15 protein-coding genes are annotated in these 18,394 nt (G+C 73.1%); 8 read left to right on the top strand and 7 right to left on the bottom strand.

Going from position 1 to position 18,394, the window contains the following annotated elements; all coding sequences use genetic code 11:
* Positions 1–7: 7 nt before the first annotated feature.
* The 3 genes from HT134_RS08010 to HT134_RS08000 all read left to right on the top strand — a co-directional run bounded on the left by HT134_RS08010 (position 8) and on the right by HT134_RS08000 (position 2,858).
* Positions 8–1,051 (top strand): hypothetical protein, encoded by a 1,044-nt coding sequence (locus tag HT134_RS08010; protein ID WP_312888033.1) that lies wholly within the window; start codon positions 8–10, stop codon positions 1,049–1,051.
* Positions 1,052–1,061: 10 nt separating this feature from the next.
* Positions 1,062–1,886 (top strand): phosphotransferase family protein, encoded by an 825-nt coding sequence (locus tag HT134_RS08005; protein ID WP_175599510.1) that lies wholly within the window; start codon positions 1,062–1,064, stop codon positions 1,884–1,886.
* 99 nt (positions 1,887–1,985) lie between these two features.
* On the top strand, positions 1,986–2,858 hold the full coding sequence (locus HT134_RS08000) for an NmrA family NAD(P)-binding protein (protein ID WP_175599509.1): 873 nt from the start codon (positions 1,986–1,988) through the stop codon (positions 2,856–2,858).
* A gap of 19 nt (positions 2,859–2,877) precedes the next feature.
* On the opposite strand, the gene HT134_RS07995 is transcribed toward HT134_RS08000, so the two are convergent.
* Entirely contained in the window at positions 2,878–3,771 is an 894-nt protein-coding gene (locus HT134_RS07995; RefSeq protein WP_175599508.1) for a hypothetical protein, read from the bottom strand.
* Complete coding sequence (locus HT134_RS07990; RefSeq protein ID WP_175599507.1) at positions 3,768–4,133, bottom strand: hypothetical protein; 366 nt, start codon at positions 4,131–4,133, stop codon at positions 3,768–3,770. Before HT134_RS07990 ends, HT134_RS07995 begins: the two co-directional genes overlap by 4 nt.
* Before the next feature lie 136 nt (positions 4,134–4,269).
* Between HT134_RS07990 and HT134_RS07985 the strand changes: the two genes are divergently transcribed.
* Both HT134_RS07985 and HT134_RS07980 read left to right on the top strand, forming a co-directional pair.
* Positions 4,270–8,127: a CHAT domain-containing protein gene (locus HT134_RS07985; RefSeq protein ID WP_175599506.1), complete on the top strand. Its 3,858-nt coding sequence runs from the start codon at positions 4,270–4,272 to the stop codon at positions 8,125–8,127.
* A gap of 14 nt (positions 8,128–8,141) precedes the next feature.
* Positions 8,142–11,042, top strand: a complete 2,901-nt coding sequence (locus tag HT134_RS07980; protein ID WP_175599505.1) for an AAA family ATPase — start codon at positions 8,142–8,144, stop codon at positions 11,040–11,042.
* A gap of 69 nt (positions 11,043–11,111) precedes the next feature.
* Here HT134_RS07980 and glnA read toward each other — a convergent pair whose 3' ends face one another.
* The gene (glnA, locus tag HT134_RS07975; RefSeq protein ID WP_175599504.1) at positions 11,112–12,536 is read right to left on the bottom strand and encodes a type I glutamate--ammonia ligase; all 1,425 of its coding nucleotides are present in this window, start codon (positions 12,534–12,536) and stop codon (positions 11,112–11,114) included.
* A gap of 162 nt (positions 12,537–12,698) precedes the next feature.
* Here glnA and HT134_RS07970 point away from each other — a divergent pair, with 162 nt between their 5' ends.
* Genes HT134_RS07970 through HT134_RS07960 form a run of 3 tightly spaced genes read left to right on the top strand, consistent with a single transcriptional unit; the run spans position 12,699 to position 14,791 of the window.
* Positions 12,699–13,160 carry an RDD family protein gene (locus HT134_RS07970; RefSeq protein WP_175599503.1) on the top strand — a complete coding sequence of 154 codons (462 nt, stop codon included), beginning with the start codon at positions 12,699–12,701 and terminating at the stop codon, positions 13,158–13,160.
* Positions 13,161–13,220: 60 nt separating this feature from the next.
* The gene (locus HT134_RS07965) at positions 13,221–13,856 is read left to right on the top strand and encodes a TetR/AcrR family transcriptional regulator (RefSeq protein ID WP_175600217.1); all 636 of its coding nucleotides are present in this window, start codon (positions 13,221–13,223) and stop codon (positions 13,854–13,856) included.
* Positions 13,853–14,791: a glycoside hydrolase family 113 protein gene (locus HT134_RS07960; RefSeq protein WP_217707237.1), complete on the top strand. Its 939-nt coding sequence runs from the start codon at positions 13,853–13,855 to the stop codon at positions 14,789–14,791. The genes HT134_RS07965 and HT134_RS07960 overlap by 4 nt, the downstream gene beginning before the upstream one ends.
* On the opposite strand, the gene HT134_RS07955 is transcribed toward HT134_RS07960, so the two are convergent.
* The 4 genes from HT134_RS07955 to HT134_RS07940 form a co-directional block, all read right to left on the bottom strand.
* Positions 14,776–15,567, bottom strand: coding sequence for a class I SAM-dependent methyltransferase (locus HT134_RS07955; protein ID WP_175599502.1), 792 nt, complete (start codon positions 15,565–15,567; stop codon positions 14,776–14,778). The genes HT134_RS07960 and HT134_RS07955 overlap by 16 nt on opposite strands.
* The gene (locus HT134_RS07950; protein WP_175599501.1) at positions 15,568–16,248 is read right to left on the bottom strand and encodes a DUF4191 domain-containing protein; all 681 of its coding nucleotides are present in this window, start codon (positions 16,246–16,248) and stop codon (positions 15,568–15,570) included.
* A 152-nt stretch (positions 16,249–16,400) separates the two neighbouring features.
* Complete coding sequence (gene lipA / locus HT134_RS07945) at positions 16,401–17,330, bottom strand: lipoyl synthase (RefSeq protein WP_175599500.1); 930 nt, start codon at positions 17,328–17,330, stop codon at positions 16,401–16,403.
* Positions 17,331–17,393: 63 nt separating this feature from the next.
* The gene (locus HT134_RS07940) at positions 17,394–18,368 is read right to left on the bottom strand and encodes a M48 family metalloprotease (RefSeq protein ID WP_175599499.1); all 975 of its coding nucleotides are present in this window, start codon (positions 18,366–18,368) and stop codon (positions 17,394–17,396) included.
* Between the last annotated feature and the right edge of the window lie 26 nt (positions 18,369–18,394).

The raw sequence follows: 18,394 nt of genomic DNA, 5'->3' as shown, positions 1-18,394 counted from the left end.
GCGCGGGGTGATCACTTTGCTGTCGCTTTACGTGGATCTGGCCTTAGGTCTCGTGCTGTCGTTCCTGCTGCTGTCGCTGCTCGTCAGCGGGCTGAACGAGGCATTCGTCCGGTTGCTCGCCATCCGCAGCAAGTTCCTGTGGGCGTACCTGCGCGACACCATGGACGGCAGCGACAAGGAGGGCAGGAGCTGGCTGCCCGCCAGCGTGCGCGAGGTGTTCGCCGTGCTGCCGTTCACCCGGGACCCGCGCCCCCGGCACAGCGACCAGCCCGCGCCGTCCGAGGCCGGCGAGCTGCCCGCCAAGGAGACCAAGGGCGAGGACGCCATGATCAACCTCCTGTACCAGCGGGTACGCGAGATCGACCACCCCAAGCAGGGCCGCACCAGCATCGCCAACCTGCCGCCGGGCCGCTTCGCCACCGCGGTGATGGAGCTCGCGGCGGCCGAGGACGGCGGCGTCGAGGGGCTGCTGGCCAAGCTCAAGGCGATGGGCAGCCCCCTGCACGGCCACCTCCTGGGCGTGTGGGAGAGCGCGCAGCGCGACATGGAGCGCTTCCGTACCGGGGTCGAGACGTGGTTCGACGGCGAGATGCAGCGCCTGTCGATGCTGTACCGGCGCTACGTCAAGTGGGTTGTGGCCGCGCTCGGCCTGGTGGTGACGCTGGTGTTCACCATGGACGGGCTGGAGTACGCCAAGACGCTGCTGCGCGACAACGCCTTCCGGGCCTCCGTGACCGCCGTGGCCGAGTCCGGGCCCGACGCCTACGGCGAGCTCAAGGCCCGCTGCGAGAGCGCCGACCCGATGCCCTGCATCACCGACACCCTCAGCCAGCCCGCCCTGGTCAAGGTCTTCGACCACGCCCTGGTGAGCCTGTCGATCCCCGAGGAGGGCGACCCGGCCGTCCACTGGAACGGCGCCACCTGGTGGGACCGGCTCACCACGCTCAGCCACTGGCCCGGCTATCTCATGACGTACGTGGCGCTGCTGTTCGGCGCGCCGTTCTGGTGGGACGTCCTGCGCCGCCTCACCGGCATCCGCTCGCGCCGCTAGCCTCGGTGGCGTGATCTCGCCCCTGGACCGGTACGCCCGGACGGTCGGCACCCCGGCGCGGGCCCTGCGGCTTCGCGCGGGGGAGTCCGCCGACGTGGTGCTGGACGACGCGGCCGGGCTGGCGTGGCGCTTCCCGCGCCGCCCGGCCGGGCTCGCCGGCCTCACGTCTCTCGCGGAGCGGATGAGGCTGGTGCGCGCGCACGGCGTCCCGGCGCCGGAGGTGGTGGAGGTGCGCGCGGACTGCCTCGTCATGCGGCTGGTCCACGGGGAGCCGCTGGCGCCCGGGCGGGAGCCGGACCCCGCCGCGCTGACCGGGCTGCTGGAGCGCCTCGCCTCCGTCCCGCTCGGCCGCGCCGCCGGGCCCGACCGGCGAGAGGGGTGGCGGGCGCCGGCCGACGACGTGTGGCGGGAGGAGTGGCGCGAACTGGCCGACGACGTGCGGCGGCTCGTGGTCCCGCTCCTGACGCCGGGACAGGCCCGCCGCGCCCTGGCCGACGCCGCCCGGGCGCTCCGGACGGCCGAGTCGGCGCCCGCCGGGTTCGTCCACGGCGACCTCGGCGGCGCCAACGTGCTGGTCGCCGGGGCCCCTGGAGCGGCGAGGGTGACGGGGGTGCTCGACTGGGAGGCCGCCGGCCCCGGCGATCCCGCGGTGGACCTCGCCGCCCTGTCGGTCTCGGTCGGTCCCGCCACCCGCGAGCGGCTGGCCGCGGCGTTCCCCGGCCTGGCCGCCCGCGCGGACGCCTACGCGGCCACGTTCGCCCTCCAGGAGGCGGTGTACGGCCTGCGGGAGGGCGACGCCGCCGCCGCGGCGGCCGGCCTGGCCCCGTACCGGTGAGCGTCGGGTAGTTGACCTCAACCGTGGTTGAGGCTGAAGAATCCCGATTCGGCGCGCACCCGCGCCCCATTCAGGGATTACATGATTACAGGAGAGATCATGGCGAAGGTTCTCGTCATCGGCGCCACCGGCAAGCAGGGCGGCGCCGTCGCCCGCCTGCTCCTGGACCACGGGCACGAGGTGGTGGCCTACGTCCGCTCGGAGGAGTCGCCCGCCGCCCGGGCGCTGTCCGCCGCGGGCGCGCGCCTGGCCCCGGGCGACCTGGCCGACGCCGGGGCGCTCCAGCGGGCGGCGACCGGCGTGGACGCCGTGTTCGGCCTGTCCGTGCCGTTCGGCGAGGGCGGCAAGGACGAGGAGGTCGCCCAGGGCCGGAGCATCGTGGACGCCGCCGAGCGCGCCGGCACCCACCTCGTCTACTCCTCCGTACGCGGCGGCGACCGCGTGGAGGCCACCGACATCGACCACGCCGACAGCAAGCAGTTGGTCGAGGCGTACCTGCGCGAGCGGCAGGTGCCCGCGACGGTCCTCGGCCCCGTCTACTTCATGGAGAACGCCCTCAACCTCGGCTTCAGCGGCCTCGCCGACGGCGTCCTGTCCAGCCCGCTGTCGCCCGGCAAGGAACTGGACCAGGTCACGGTCCTCGACATCGCCGCATTAGCCGTCCACGCCGTCGAGAACCCCGCCGAGATGATCGGCAGGCGCGTGGACGTCGCCTCCGACCGCGTCACGGGCGAGGAGGCCGCCCGCATCCTCGGCGAGGCGATCGGCCGCGAGATCCCGTACCGGAGGCTGCCCCTCGACATGGTCCGGCAGTGGGCGGGCGACGAGGTGGCGGACATGTTCGACGCCTTCGAGCGCAACACCGACTTCGTCGACACGGCCGCCCTGCGCGCCGCCTACCCGGCGGTGCGCTGGCACACCTACGCCGACTGGGCCGCGACCGTCGACTGGGGGAAGGTCCTCCAGGGCTGACGGCGCGCTCCGAGCGGCCTCAGGCGCCCTTGCGGAGGAGTTCGGTGATGGTGAGGCCGGCGGGCGGGGTCACCTGGCCGTCGGCGAGCGGGACGTTGAGGGCCCTGGCCAGCTCCACCCCGTAGAGGTCCACGGTGGCCTCGCACACCTGGGCCAGCGTCCCCGTCGCCGCCCGTCCCCGGCGGTGGCCGACCGCGATCGTCACCGCGCCGATCAGCGCCGCCGGCCACCACAGGGTGATCACCGCCGTGCCCAGGTACAGCACACCCCATGCCGCCGTGGTCGCGGCGCCGGACAGGGTGGCGCGGGCGTCGCCGATCGTGGTCCGTACGTGGTCGGGGACGACGAGCCACAGGCGCGGCCAGGCGGCGTCGAGGTCGATGCCGTAGCGGTTGTGGACGCGGGTGACGACGGCGTCCATCTGGTCGCCCATCCAGGTCGGCCGGAACGGGCGGGCCAGGGCGATGGCGTTGCGCCGCGCGGCCAGCTCGCCTCGGCGGCGCTGGAAGTCCGCGGCGCTCTCCCCCTTGCCCGCCGTGGCCGTCTCGAAGTCCCGGTGCGCGTCGTCCCAGCGGTTCCTGCGCCGCTCGACCAGGGGCCGGGCCAGCCACCGTGGACCGCGCATGAACCAGCAGCGGACGACCGGCCCCGTGAGCGCGCCGGCGCACAGCCCCGCCCCGAACGCGCCCAGCAGGAGGGCGACGAGCAGCAGGGCCTGCGCGACGGGCTTGCCGTCCAGGGCCCTGGTCTGGGCGGTGGCCCGGTCGGCCAGGAACGCGACGTCCCAGGGGCGCCGGTGGCCGAGGACGGCGGCGAGCCACAGCACGCCCTCGAACAGCGCGCCGGGCAGGACGAGCGCGGCCAGCCACCGCTCGGCGAGCTTCTGCCCGAGGTTCGACAGGAACCCGGTCATCCCGGCGAGTATTTCAGCGGAAGCTCGTAGACGTCGCAGGTCGGGATCGCGCCGCCGGGCTCGGGCCGGGTGTCGCGCGGGCAGCGGTCCTTCGGGCAGCGGTAGCCGCCGGGCGGGGGCGGGAGGTGCCCTGCCGACGGAAGGTCGGGGACGACCGGCTTGCCGCGTGCCAGGACGTCCAGGCCGAGCATCCGGCTCAGCTCGTCGACGACCTCCTTGGGGCCTCGCTCCTCCTCGCGCAGCGCGCGCCGGGCCGCGTCGAGCTCCGCCGACCATCCCTCCGACGCGGCCATGCGGACCAGCCGGGGGAGGCTTGCGCACACAGCGGCCAGGGCGCGGCGGTCGTCCGGCAGGTCTGCCATGGCTTGGTGTCTACCACCCGCCGCGAGGGGCGACAAGGCGAACGGGCGGTAACGCGCGCCTGCCCCAGAACGAACCGCAGGAGGGTGCTCTCATGCGAGGAGAACCGTTCGGCCGGCCCCGTGGGGGAGGATGCGGATGCTTCGACGAAGCCGAGCCGTGCGCGCCGCTCGACGAGCGGCGTGGGTCATCCGTGAGTACCCGTCGACACATGATCTCGAGCAGCTGGACGAGGCGCTGGAGACGCTCAGGAACGCGCTGGAGCACGTGCCCGAGCGCCATCCCGAGCGGGCGGAATGGCTGTCGGCGCTCGGCGACGGTCTCTCGATGCGGTTCGACCACATCGGGAAGATGGAGGACATCGCGGAGTCGCTCACCGTCCACCGCACCGCCGTACGGCTGGCCGAGGGCACCGACGCCGGCATGACGGCCGAACTGAGCCGGGCCACGGCGCTGCTGAACACCTACGAGCTGCACCGGCCGGACCGCAGCATGGCGGCGGAGAACCGCCGCGTGCTGGACGAGGTCGTCGCCATCCTCCGGGAGGTGTCCGGCAGCCCGGGGCTGGATCCCGAGCTGCGCGACTCGGCGACGGTCAACCTGGTCCTGGCACTGGAGGAGCAGGCCGAACTGCACCCGGAGCGGCTCCGGGAGTTCCAGGACGAGACCCACGCGATCCTGACCCGGCTGGTGCGGGCGACCAGCCCCGACCACACCTACTACCTGTCGCGGGTGGTCAAGCTGGCCATGCTGCTCGTGCAGCGATGGGACCTGCCCGAGCGCGACCGGCACCTGCGCGAGCTGCTGGAGGTCGTGCGGCGGCGCTTCCCCACCGCGACCGAGATCGACCGGCGCAGCATCAGGGCGGGGCTGGGCTGGGTGCTCGACCACGGCATCGACGTCTCGGAGCGGGTCGTCACCGTGGACCGGCTGGTCGCCCATTTCCGCGAGCAGATGACGCTCCTGCCGGAGGAGCACGCGCTCCGCACCGAGCACCTGGTCCGGATCGCCTACTACGCCTCGATCGTCGCGATGACGTCGGGCCGGCTCACGCTCCTCGACGAGGTCATCGCGGCCATGCGCGCGACCCTGGCGGGCCTGCCCGGCGGGCATCCCGCGTACGCCGAGCTGCTGTCGGCGCTGGGCACCGCGATGGGGCGCAGGATGCAGGCGACCAGCACCACCACCGACCTGAAGGCCACCCAGGACCTGCTCGAGGCGGGCATCGCGCGGCTGCCCGAGGGCGACCCCGAGCGCGGCCTGTTCCTGGCCAACCTCGCCAACACCTACGCGATCGCCTACCAGATCACCGGGCGCGAGGAGCACCTGACCGAGTGCCTGCGGCTGTGCCGGGAGGGGGTGGCGCTGACGCCGCCCGACCACCCCAACCGCGGCATGGCCCTCACCGGCCTCGGCATCGCCCTGCACCACGCCTACGAGCGGTGGCGCCGCAGGCAGGACATCGACGGCGCGATCGAGGCGCATCGCGAGGCGGTGCGGGCCACCCCCGACCACCACTACGACGCCGCCCTCTACCGGGCCAACCTCGGCGGCTCCCTGATCGCGCGGTTCGAGGACCTCGGGCTGGAGCAGGACCTGGACGACGCGATCGAGGCGCTGCGCGCGTGCATCCGGCTGACCCCGCGCGAGCACTCCCTGCGCGGCACCTACCTGTCCAACCTCGGCAGCGCCCTGTTCCAGCGCTACGTCCAGTACGACGACACGGCCGCGCTGGAGGAGGCGCGGCTGGTCCTGCGCGAGTCCGTCGCCTCCGTGCCCCAGGAGACGCCGGACGGCGGCCTGGCCACGAGGAACCTGGCCAACGCGCTCATGGTCCACGACCGGGCGGCGGCGTCCGGCGACGCGGTCGAGCTGCTGCGCGCCGGCCTGGCCCGGCTCGGCGACACGCACGTGAGCCGGGCGGGCATGATGGCCAGCCTGGGGCTGGCGTTGATCGCGCAGACCGAGGCCGTGCTGGTGACCGAGCGGCAGCGGAAGATCACCCACCTGATCCAGGGCCTCGCACGTGGGGAGATCCCCCTGCCGGTCGACGCCGACGCGCTGGCGGCGCTCGTCCACGAGGTGCGGGACGGCCCCAGGCCCGCCCATGTGATCGACGATCTCGACGAGGCCGTCGACATGCTGCGGGGCGCGGTCGCGGCCGGGCCGGTCACGCACGCCGAGTACCCCATGTGGCTTTCCGCGCTGGGCGTCGGCCTGTCGCTGCGTGCCAAGGCCACCGGCGAGCCCGCTCCGTACGCCGAGGCGGTGCGCCTTCTGCGCGAGACCCTGGAGCTGACGCTCCCCGGGCAGCCGCGCAGGGCCAGCGTGCTCAACGAGCTGGCCCTGCTGCTCGACCGCTGGGCCGACGACGAGCCGGGCGAGGCGGAGCGGCTGCGGGGGCAGGCGATCGAGGCGCTGCGCGAGAGCGCGGCCGTCGAGGCGGCCCCGGCGGGCTCGCGCGCGGGCGCCGCCAGGTTCTGGGGACGCCTGGCCGCGGACCAGGGTGACTTCGCGCTGGCCGTACAGGGGTTCGGGGTCATGGTGGGGCTGCTGGAGGCCATGGCCTGGCGCGGCCTGAGCCGCGGTGACCAGGAGCGGCTGCTCGCCGACTTCCAGGGGACGGCGGGCGACGCGGCCGCCTGCGCGCTCGAGACCGGCGACGCCCGCCTGGCGGTCGAGCTGCTGGAGCAGGGCCGGGGAGTCCTGCTGGCGCAGGCGCTCGACGCCAGGGCCGCCCGGGACCGGCTGGCCCGGGAGCTGCCCGACCTGGCCGCCCGCCTCACGGAGGTCTACGCCGATCTCGACGACCAGTCCGCCGACATGGACCGCAGGCACGCCGCGGCCCGGCGGCACGCCGCGTTGGTGGCGGAGATCCGCCGGCAGCCGGGGTTCGAGGACTTCGAGCGGTCGATGGACTTCACCCGGCTGGCCGGGGCCGCCGCCGACGGCCCCGTGGTCGTCCTCAACGTCAGCCGCTACCGCTGCGACGCCCTGGTCGTCGCCGGCGGGGACGTCACGGTCGTGCCGCTGCCGGACGTGTCCGCGGACGCGGTCGAGGGCCGGGTCGCGGGCTTCACCGAGGCGATCGAGGCGCTCGGCGGGGGCGCGCGTGAGTTCGACGACCTGCTGACGGCCAGACAGACCGTCCAGGAGACCCTCAGCTGGGTCTGGGACACCATCACGGAGCCGGTGCTCGACCGGCTGCCCGGCGCGCGGCGGGTCTGGTGGTGCCCGACCGGGCCGGCGGTCTTCCTCCCGCTGCACGCCTCCGGGGACCACCGCACGCGGCATGACGCGCGACCGCGTACGGTGATGGACCGGGTGGTGTCCTCCTACACCCCCACGGTGCGGGCGCTGGCGCACGTCCGCTCGCTTCCGCCGCCCGTCTCCCGGCCCGACGGCCAGCCGCTGGTGGTGTCCATGCCCACGACGCCGGGCGCGGCCGACCTGCCGGGGGCGGCCCGTGAGGAGGAGATCTTCCGCGAGTGCTTCCCCGGGGCCCGGACGCTGCGCGGGGCGAGCGCCACCCGCGAGGCCGTGGTCACCGTGCTGCGGGCCAGCCCCTGGGTGCACTTCGCCTGCCACGGGGCGCAGGACACGGCCAGCCCGTTCCACGCCTGGCTGGCCCTCCAGGACGGGCCGCTGACGGTTCGCGATCTGGCGGCGCTCGACTTGTCCGACCACGCGCTGCTGGCGTTCCTGTCCGGCTGCGACACCTCGCGCGGCGACGAACGGCTCTCCGACGAGGCCATCACCCTGTCGTCCGCCGTGCACCTGGCGGGATACCGGCACGTGATCGGCGCGCAATGGCAGCTGGAGGACAGCACGGCTCCCCACGTCGCGGCGCGGGTCTACCGGCGGCTGGGCGACGGCCGGGGCGGCCTGGACGCGGCCGGCACCGCCGCGGCGCTCCACGAGGCCGTGCTGGAGCTGCGGGAACGCATGCCCTACGCCCCGCTCGTCTGGGCGTTGTTCACTCATACCGGACCCTGAGCGGGGGAGACGCCGTGAGATTCCTGAGACCGTTGGGGGTGCCCGCCCTCGCGATCGTGTTCTACCTGGTGTTCAGCGGCGAATGGCGCAACCTGGGACCTTGGGTCAAGACGGCGGCCACCTGGCTGGCCGGTGTGCCGTGGGCGCTGGTCCTGGCCGTGAGCCTCCCGCTCATCTTCGTCGGGCTGGCGATCAGGATGCTGGCTGGGGGCCTGCGGCAGTTGGCCGCCAACCAGCCCCAGCAGGTGCAGAGCCTCGGCCGGCCGGCGGAGCAGCCGGACGAACGCCTCGACCGGCTCGGCGGGCTCGACGAGGTGAAGAAGGAGCTCGAACCGGTCGTCGCCTGGCTGCGCAAGCCGTACGGCAGGCTGGGCCGCGACGTGCCGCGAGCGGTTCTGATCGCCGGGCCGTCCGGGTGCGGCAAGACCGTTCTCGCCCGGGCGATCGCCGGTGAGGCGAACGCCTCCCTGTACACCTACTCGGGCGCCGAGTTCCACGAGATCCTCGTCGGCATGGGCTCCAGCCGGATGCGGCAGGCGTTCGCCGAGGCGAGCAGGAGCGCCCGCAGCAAGCCGGTCGTCGTCTTCATCGACCAGATCGACCTGATCGCCGCGGAGCGCAGCAGCGGGCCCGCCACCGGTGCCAGCGGTGACGCCGAGGCCCACCGTACGATGGCGCAGCTGATGACCGCCATGGACGATCTCGACGCCAACGGCAAGGTCTACGTCGTCGCGGCCACCAGCAGGCCCCGGGTGATCGACCGGGCGCTGTTCGCGCCGACCCGCTTCGGCCTGCGCGTCGACCTGGAGCTGCCGGACGAGGCGCAGCGCGCCGACATCCTGCGGCTGCTGCTGAAGGAGCACGATGTCGTCGCGGAGGTGGACGTCGCGGCGATCGCCGCGGGGGTCGCCGGGTTCACCGGCGCCGAGCTGCGGCAGCTCGTCCACTGGGCGGCCGCCGCCGCGGGCGCCCGGTCGGCCACGCGGCTGACGCTGGACGACTTCATCGACGCCAAGACGCGCATCCTGCCCCGCGTGGACCTGCGCGACCCGCCCGACATCGTGCGGCACCTGGACAGCCGGATCGAGGGCCAGCGCACCGCCAAGGAGCGGCTGGCCGTCGCGGTCAGCAACCACTACCTGCGGCTGACGATGGCCAACAGGTTCGAGGCGCCGCCCGTGGCCATCCGCAAGGCGAACGTGATGATGCTCGGCCCCACCGGCACCGGCAAGACGATGCTGGTCGAGACGATCGCCCGCTTCCTCGACGTGCCGTTCGTCATCGCCAACGCCACCGTGCTGAGCAGCACCGGCTACGGCGGGATGACGGTGGAGAAGCTGCTCTACCGGTTGCTGATCGCCAGCTCCTTCAACCTGCGCAGGGCGGAGTACGGCATCGTCTGCGTCGACGAGTTCGACAAGCTCGCCCTCGGACACGGCGAGCGCAGCCGGGCTTCCAGCGGGGCCGTGCAGCAGGAGCTGCTCAAGCTGGTCGAGGGGTCGGTCGTGGACGTCCCCAAGGGCGACTCGGAACGGTTGGGCAATCTCGACTTCTACCAGTTCGACACCAAGAACGTGCTGTTCGTGTGCCTCGGCGCCTTCAACGGCCTCGCCGAGCACGTGGCGCGCAGGCTCAGCCTGCCCGAGGGCGCCCTGGGCGACCGGGCCGCGCTCATGGACCACATCCTGCCCGAGGACGTCATCGAGTACGGTTTCCTGCCCGAGCTGGTGGGCCGCTTCCCGGTGATAACGGCGACGCTCCCGCTCGACCACGCCGAACTGGTCAGGATCCTGCAGAACGAGCACAACGGCCTGACCCACGAGTACGCCGAACTGCTGGCCCTCCAGGGCAGGAAGGGCACGGTCTTCACCCAGGACGGCGTCGAGCGGATCGCCGGCGAGGCGCTCCTGCGCGGCGTCGGGGCGCGCGGGCTGCGCGGCGTCATGGAGAACGCGCTGGCGGCCACGATGTTCGAGCGCGCGAAGCCCGGCGAGCCGGCGTTGATCATCGACGCCGAGCTGGTGGGCAGGGGGCTGAACTCCGCGGCCCTGGTCTCCCCGGCGACCGGCGGCCGGGCGCTGACCCCGCACCAGGTCTCGCGCAAGCTCGCCGACCTCCTGCCGGGGGCCGTCCGTGCCAGGGAGACCCTGGCGGTGGCCAGCAGCAGGCACTACGGCTCGCCCGGTGGCGGCGCGGACCGCCAGTGCGTCGTCCTGGTGGACCCGCGCACGGGCCAGCGCACCGCCCTGGTCAAGGCGCTGGCCGAGGTCTGGGACGTGCCGTGGGCGGTGCTGGACGCCGCCGCGCTGACCGGGCAGGACGCGGAGGCGGCCAAGGACGCCGGCGGGCAGCCGTGGTGGGTGACGGAGCTCGTCGAGGAGCTGGTCTCCCGCTCATCGGGCCGGCCGGCGACGATCCACCGGGGCGTGATCCTGGTCGACGCCCTCGACGTCCTGCTCGCCCAGCGCTCGGGGCGCGCGCTGACAAGTGTCGTCAGGCCCCTGGTCGAGGGCCGCCCGCTGCCGGGCGGCTTCCCCACCGACCGGCTGATGCTCGTGCTGGCCGGCAGCTTCCCGCCACCCCAGCAGGACGGGGACCGCACCGACCCGGCGCGGCTGGTCGAGGAGGCCGGGACGCACTACCCCATGCCCGCCTGGCTCAGGGACCGCGCGGTGCTGGCGGTCACCGACCTGGCGCATGACCACGAGGGGCTGCTCGAGTTCATCCGCCGCCACGACCACGAGATCCGCCGCAAGTACCAGCCCATCCTCGACTCGCGCGGCCAGGTCATCCCGGTGAGCGCCGAGCTGCACGAGGACCTGGCCCGCCGCGCCGCGCGGGAGGGCTGGCGACTGGCCGACATCACCGTGCACCTGGAGAACGCCCTCCTGCGCAACCTCGGCCAGTCGCCGTGACGCGGCCCGCGCAGCGGAACGGCCCGGCATCGTGGTCGATGCCGGGCCGTTCTGGCGCGAGACGCGCCGTCACACGTCGTAGTACAGCTCGAACTCGTGCGGGTGCGGCCGCAGGCGGATCGGGTCGACCTCGTTCTCCCGCTTGTACGTCACCCAGGTCTCGATGAGGTCGGGCGTGAACACGCCGCCCTCCAGCAGGTAGTCGTGGTCGGCCTCCAGGGCGGCGAGCACCTCGGGCAGGGAGCCCGGCACCTGGGGCACCTGGCGGGCCTCCTCCGGCGGGAGCTCGTAGAGGTCCTTGTCGACCGGCTCCGGCGGCTCGATCTTGTTGCGGATGCCGTCGAGGCCGGCCATCAGCATGGCCGAGAACGCGAAGTACGGGTTGCACGACGGGTCGGGCACCCGGAACTCGATGCGCTTGGCCTTCGGGTTGGAGCCGGTGATCGGGATGCGGACGCAGGCCGAGCGGTTGCGCTGGCTGTAGACCAGGTTGACCGGGGCCTCGTAGCCGGGCACCAGCCGGTGGTAGGAGTTGACCGTCGGGTTGGTGAAGGCCAGCAGCGACGGCGCGTGCCTGAGCAGGCCGCCGATGTAGTAGCGGGCCGTGTCGGACAGCCCCGCGTAGCCGACCTCGTCGTAGAACAGCGGCGAGCCGTCCTTCCACAGCGACTGGTGGCAGTGCATGCCGGAGCCGTTGTCGCCGAAGATCGGCTTGGGCATGAACGTGACCGTGTGGCCGAACTCCAGGGCCGTGCTCTTGATCACGTACTTGTAGAGCATGAGGTTGTCGGCCGTCTTCAGCAGCGTGCCGAACTTGAAGTCGATCTCGGCCTGGCCGGCGGTGCCCACCTCGTGGTGCTGCATCTCGACGTCGATGCCGCACTCGATGAGGTTGCGGACCATCTCGGAGCGCAGGTCGGTGAAGTGGTCCATCGGCGGGACCGGGAAGTAGCCGCCCTTGTAGCGCGGCTTGTAGCCGAGGTTGCCGCCCTCGGTGGCCTTGCCGGTGTTCCAGGCGCCCTCGATGGAGTCGATGTAGTAGTAGCCGGCGTTCTGCCTGGTCTCGAAGCGGACGTCGTCGAAGATGTAGAACTCCGCCTCGGGGCCGAAGTAGACCGTGTCGGCGATGCCGGTGCCCTTGAGGTACTCCTCCGCCTTGCGGGCGACGTTGCGCGGGTCGCGGCTGTAGGCCTCGCCCGTCAGCGGGTCGTGCACGAAGAAGTTGAGGTTGAGCGTCTTGTGCTGGCGGAACGGGTCGAGCACGGCGCTGGACGGGTCCGGCAGCAGCAGCATGTCCGACTCGTGGATGGCCTGGAAGCCGCGGATGGACGAACCGTCGAACATGAGTCCGTCGGTGAAGACTTTGGCGTCGAAGTTCTCGACCGGGAAGGTGAAGTGGTGCGTCGTCCCCGGCAGGTCGGTGAACCTGACATCGACGAACTGCACCCCTTCGTCGCTGATGAACTTCAGGACGTCGTCGGCGGAGTTGAACACTCTCGAACCTCCCTGGGGACTGACTATCAGCCGACGCTAGGTCGCGGCCGTTTCCGAACGGTGTCCCGATTGTTTCGCATGTGTTAAGCAGCGAGGCCGGCAGGGGGGTCCGGCGGCGCTCCGGGTGAGCGACCGGGCCCCTGGCCGGATACCGTTGAGGGCATGAGCGGCAACGAGCCCCGCTGGACGCAGACCTGGCTGGGCGGTGTAAGGGCGGCGGGCGTCGATCTCGGCTATCCGGGCGAGCGGCTGGGCCTGCCCGAGGAGGGCGCCGGGTCGGTCGCCGGGTGGGGCCGGCGCATCGCGGCGCTGGTCATCGACTGGATGATCTGCACCTGGGCGATCACGCAGCTGCTGCTCCGGATCAACCCCGCCGAGTCGCCGTGGGTGCCGGCGGTGGTGTTCGCGGTGCAGTACCTCGTGCTGGTGGCCCTCATGGGGCAGACGTTCGGTCACCGGCTGGCCGGCATCAGGGTGGCCGCCATGGACGGCGGCGACCCGCGGCTGCTGCCCGTGGTGGTGCGCACCGCGCTGCTGGCGCTGGCCGTGCCGGCGCTGATCTTCGACCGTGACCATCGGGGGGTGCACGACCGGGTGTCGAACACCGTGGTCGTCCGCATGTAGCCATCGTTACGAGAAAAACATACCCGGTTCGGAATCGAACCGGGTATGTTTTTTGCTGTGATGGCAGGACTGAGGGAGCGCAAGAAGGAGCAGACGCGGCGGCGGATCGCCGAGGTCGCGCTGCGCCTGTTCGCCGAGCGCGGCTACGACGCGGTCACCGTGAACGAGATCGCCGAGGCGGCCGGGGTCGCCAAGGTGACGCTGTTCAGCTACTTCCCGTCCAAGGACTGCCTGGTCCTGGACGGCGTCAAGGACGACATGGCGCGGATCGTGGCCGAGCGGGGAGCGGGCGTGACGCCGCTCGCCGCGTTGCGCGCCCACTACCGGGCGCTGGCCGCCGCCGACACGCAGGAGCTGGACGTCGAGGCGCTCATGGCGCGGGTACGGGTCATCTCCGCCAGCCCGGCGCTGCTGACGGCCGTCCAGCAGGCGTACACGGAGGAGCGCGAGGACCTGGCCGCCGCCCTGGCCGCCGCCCGGGATCCCGGCACGACCGCGTCGCCGGCTCCTGACCTGGCGGCCAGGGTCATGGCCGCGCAGATCACCGCCACGGTCACCACGCTCCAGGAGACGTTCTTCGCCCGGCTGGCCGCCGGCGCGCCGCTCGCGGAGGCGGGGCGGGCCCTGGCCGAGGACGTCGAGCTGGCCTTCGACCTGCTGGAACACGGCCACGACACCGAGAGAGGCACATCATGAAGAAGGGCATCAACTACGACACCGGGTTCCTGAACGGCCCCGAGCGGTCGCGTCAGGAGTTCGACCGTGAGACCGTCCGCCGCGAGCTGCGCGTCATCGCCGGCGAGCTGAACTGCCGGGCCGTGCGCGTCTCCGGCGGCGACCCCGAGCGCCTCGGCGTCGCCGCCGAGGAGGCCGCCGCGGCCGGCCTGGAGGTGTGGTTCGCGCCGTTCCCGGTGGACGTGCCGCGCGAGGAGACGCTCGCCCTGTACGCCGACTGCGCCGCCCGGGCCGAGACGTTACGGCGCGGCGGCGCCGAGGTGGTCCTCGTCACCGGCTGCGAGACCAGCGCCTTCGGCCCCGGCTTCATCCCCGGCGACACCTACCGCGACCGGCTCAAGGCCATGACGGAGGGCGACCTCGACTGGTGGCGGTCGCTGGGCGAGGTCATGCCCCGCTACAACGCCTTCCTGGCCGAGGCGGCCGCCACCGTCAGGCCCCTGTTCGGCGGCCGGGTCACCTACGCGGCCGGGCCGTGGGAGTTCGTCGACTGGAGCCCGTTCGACCTGGTGGGGGTGGACGCCTACCGGGCCGCGCACAACGCGGCGACCTTCCGCGAGGAGCTGCGCGAGCACTTCCGCCACGGCAAGCCGGTCGCGGTGACCGAGTTCGGCACGTGCGCCTACCGGGGCGCGGGGGAGCGCGGCGGCATGGCGTGGGTCGTGCCCGACGGGGCGGTGCCCGACGAGGAGGAGCAGGTGCGCTACCTCGACGAGCTGCTCGACGTCTTCGAGGAGGCCGGCGTGGACACGGCCCTGTGGTTCACCTTCGCCGGCTACGGCCGCGCCGGCGCCGGCGACATCGGCTCGTACGGGGTGGTCCGGATGCTCGACGGGACCCGCTGGGAGCCCAAGAAGGTCTTCCACGCCATGGCCGCCCGCTACGCCCGCGGCTGAGCCTCCGCCTGGAGGGGCCGTTCGACGGTGAAGATCGCGGTGCCCGGGAGGTGCCGGCCGCGCAGCGGGCTCCAGCCGCCCCACACCCGCTCGTGGCCCTCGGGCCACTCCGGCTCCAGCAGCCCGGCCACGCGCAGCCCGGCCGCCACGACCAGGCCCACCCAGTCGCCCATCGTGCGATGGTGCTCCACGTACGTGAGCGTGCCGTCCTCGTCGCGCTCCTCGTACGGCGTGCGATCGAAGTACGACCGGTCGGAGGTCAGCCCGCGCGGCCCGGGATCGTCCGGGAACGCCCACCGGATCGGGTGGCTCACCGAGAACACGAACCGCCCGCCGGGCCGCAGCACCCTGCCCACCTCGCGCAACACCGCCAGCGGGTCGGCCACGAACGGCAGCGCCCCGAACGCCGAGCACGCCAGGTCGAACGACCGGTCGGCGAACGGCAGCGCCTCGGCGTCGGCCTGGACCACCGGCACCCGCACGCCGGTCTCCAGGTCGAGGCGCTGGGCGTGGCGGAGCTGCCGGTGGGAGATGTCGAAGGCCGCGACCTCGGCCCCGCGCGTCACCAGCCAGCGCGCGCACTGGGCGGCGCCGCAGCCGATCTCCAGCACCCGCCGCCCGCGCACCTCGCCCAGCAGCCCGGCCTCGGCCTCGTCGAGCCCCTCGGGGCACCACACGAACCCGGCGTCGCGCAGGAAGTCACCGTGCTCGACCTGGTAGTCGTCGGCGTTGCCGTCCCACCAGCCGCGGTTGGCCCGCGAGGAGGAGGACGGCATCTAGCGCATCTTGGGGCCGCGCGGCATCCGCACGCCCTTGGGCATCGGGCCCTTGGGCATGGGGACGTTCTTCGGCAGCGACCGCAGGCGGTCCTTGACCTCGTTGACCGAGGGCTTCTTGAGGTTGCGCGGTAGCTTCATGATGTGGCGCTGCAGCTTGGCCAGCGGCACCTGGCCCTCGCCGTCACCGCACTGGATGTCGTAGATCTCGATGCCGAGCACCACCCGCGAGACCCGCTTCTTCTCGGCGGCCAGCATCCGCGCCACCCGGTTGCCCGGGCCCTCCGACACCAGCACCACGCCGGGGAAGCCGACCACCATGTGCACGAGGTCCTGGTCGCGGTTGACCGCGATGGCCGGGGTGACCTGCCAGTTGCCGCGCATGCCCTGGAGCACCGCCGCCGCCGCGCCGGTCTGGCCGTGCAGGATCGAGAACTGGGCGCGCTGGGCGAGCTGGCCGAAGACGACCAGGCCCACGGTGAGGCCCAGCAGCACGCCGAGGAACACCGAATACCACAGGAAGCCCGTGACCAGGCCGATCACGACGACCACAGCGAGCGTGCCGACCGCCGACAGGAAGACGATCGGCAACCCCTTGGGGTTGGCCTGCTGAATGATCTGCGCGATCATGCGGAGCTGCTTGATGCGCCCCGGCTTCTCTGGATCCACGGACTTCGCCATGCTCGCAAGGATACAAACCAACCGGTCGTGAAAGGAAAACGTGACCTAACCGGCCGGGTGGCGGCGCCCCCCGGAGGGGACGCCGCGAGGACACCGGGCGCCCCCGGGAGGGGCGACCGCGTCAGGCGTCCCCCGGGAGGGACGACCGCGGGTCAGGCGCTCTGCCGGGCGGCGATCGCCTGCTGGTAGAGCCGGCCCGCGCGGTACGACGAGCGCACCAGCGGCCCGGACAGCACGCCGGCGAAGCCGATCGCCTCGGCCTCGGCCTGCAGCTCCACGAACTCCTCCGGCTTGACCCACCGCTCCACCGGGTGGTGGCGGGGCGTCGGGCGGAGGTACTGCGTGATGGTGAGCAGGTCGGTGCCGGCCGCGTGCAGGTCGCGCATGGCCTCGACGACCTCCTCGCGCGTCTCGCCCATGCCCAGGATCAGGTTGGACTTGGTCACCAGGCCCGCCTCGCGCGCCATGGTGATCACCGCCAGGGAGCGCTCGTAGCGGAACGCCGGCCGGATGCGCTTGAAGATGCGCGGCACCGTCTCGACGTTGTGCGCGAACACCTCGGGCTTGCTGGAGAAGACCTCCTCCAGCTGCTCACGGTTGCCGTTGAAGTCGGGCACGAGCAGCTCGACGCCGCAGCCGGGCAGCAGGGAGTGGATCTGCCGCGCGGTCTCGGCGTACAGCCAGGCGCCGCCGTCGGGCAGGTCGTCACGGGCCACGCCGGTCACGGTGGCGTAGCGCAGGCCCATCTGCTGGACCGACTCGGCCACGCGGCGCGGCTCGTCCCGGTCGTACTCCTTGGGCTTGCCCGTGTCGATCTGGCAGAAGTCGCAGCGGCGCGTGCACTGGTCGCCGCCGATGAGGAACGTCGCCTCGCGGTCCTCCCAGCACTCGTAGATGTTGGGGCAGCCCGCCTCTTCGCAGACCGTGTGCAGGCCCTCCCGGCGCACGAGCGATTTCAGCTCGGTGTATTCGGGGCCCGTCCTCAGCTTGGTCTTGATCCACGGGGGCTTGCGCTCGATAGGGGTCTCGGCGTTGCGCACCTCCAGGCGGAGGAGCTTTCGGCCTTCAGGAGCAACGGTCACCAGCCCAGCTTACGTCTCGTCCGGACCTGGCTCATGCGAGGGTGGCGACGGGGCGGGGCCGCCCTAGCTGATCAGGCCGAACCCGCGGATCGCGCGCGTGTAGTGCCGCAGCAGCTCGTCGTCGATCCGGTGCGACTCGGCCGCGCCCAGCAGCTCCGAACCGGAGTCCGAGGACGGCGACGACGCCCGCCCCAGCGCCTCCTGCCGGATGGCCGGCACGCTCTCCCCGCGCAGCGCCGCGGCCTGCATCGGCGCGAGGTAGCGCCCGCCGGCCAGCATCGCCCGCACCTCCGCCAGCTCGGCCGCCGGCACGACCCGCCGGGCCAGCTCCTCCTTGCGCCGCGCGACCCGCTCGGCGTCCGAGCGGGCCAGCCGGGCCAGCCCGTGCTCGGCCAGCAGCACCGGCGCGCCCACCACCCGGCCGATGACCCGGCCGATCAGCCCGGCCGCCTCGTACCCGGTGCCCGGGTGGTCCATGCCGCCGAGCGAGGAGGCGAACACCTTCGTCTGCGCCTCCTCCCGCGTCTTCGACGGGGCGGCGCCCAGGAGCGCCCCGCGCCACTCGGCCAGCGTCGCCAGCGCGCCGTCCACGACCAGCTCCTCGACCGTGGGGGCCTCCGCGTACGCCAGGGCCAGCGCCGCCGCCCGCTGCCGGGGCGACAGGGCCAGCCACAGCGGCAGCCCCACCACGAGCACGGGCCTGCGCAGCGGGCCGACCCGCAGGTAGCGGGAGAGCGGGTCGAGGTCGCGCACCGCCACGGCCCGCGGACGCGGCACGCCGGCCCGGTCGGCCACGCGCTCGGCGGCGGCGTACAGCTCCCCGGCGGCCTCGCGGTCCAGGATCTCGGCGTCGGACGGCAGCCGCCCGCCCAGCCGGGGCCGCAGCATGACGCCGATCGCCACCAGCAGCCCACCCACCAGCCAGCCGAGGATCATGTCGGCGTCGTTGACGGCGGCCATCCACACGCCGCCCGCGACGAAGGCGAGCGTGAGCAGATGGACGAGGAGCGCGAGGACGAGAGTGATCGACCGCTTCACGGCCCGAGCGTAGACGCCCGTCCCGT

It is taken from the genome of Nonomuraea rhodomycinica (genome assembly GCF_013363995.1).
Lineage (GTDB): Bacteria > Actinomycetota > Actinomycetes > Streptosporangiales > Streptosporangiaceae > Nonomuraea > Nonomuraea rhodomycinica.
The sequence above is the reverse complement of the archived record's forward strand: the minus strand, read 5'-3'. Positions and strand labels throughout refer to the sequence as shown.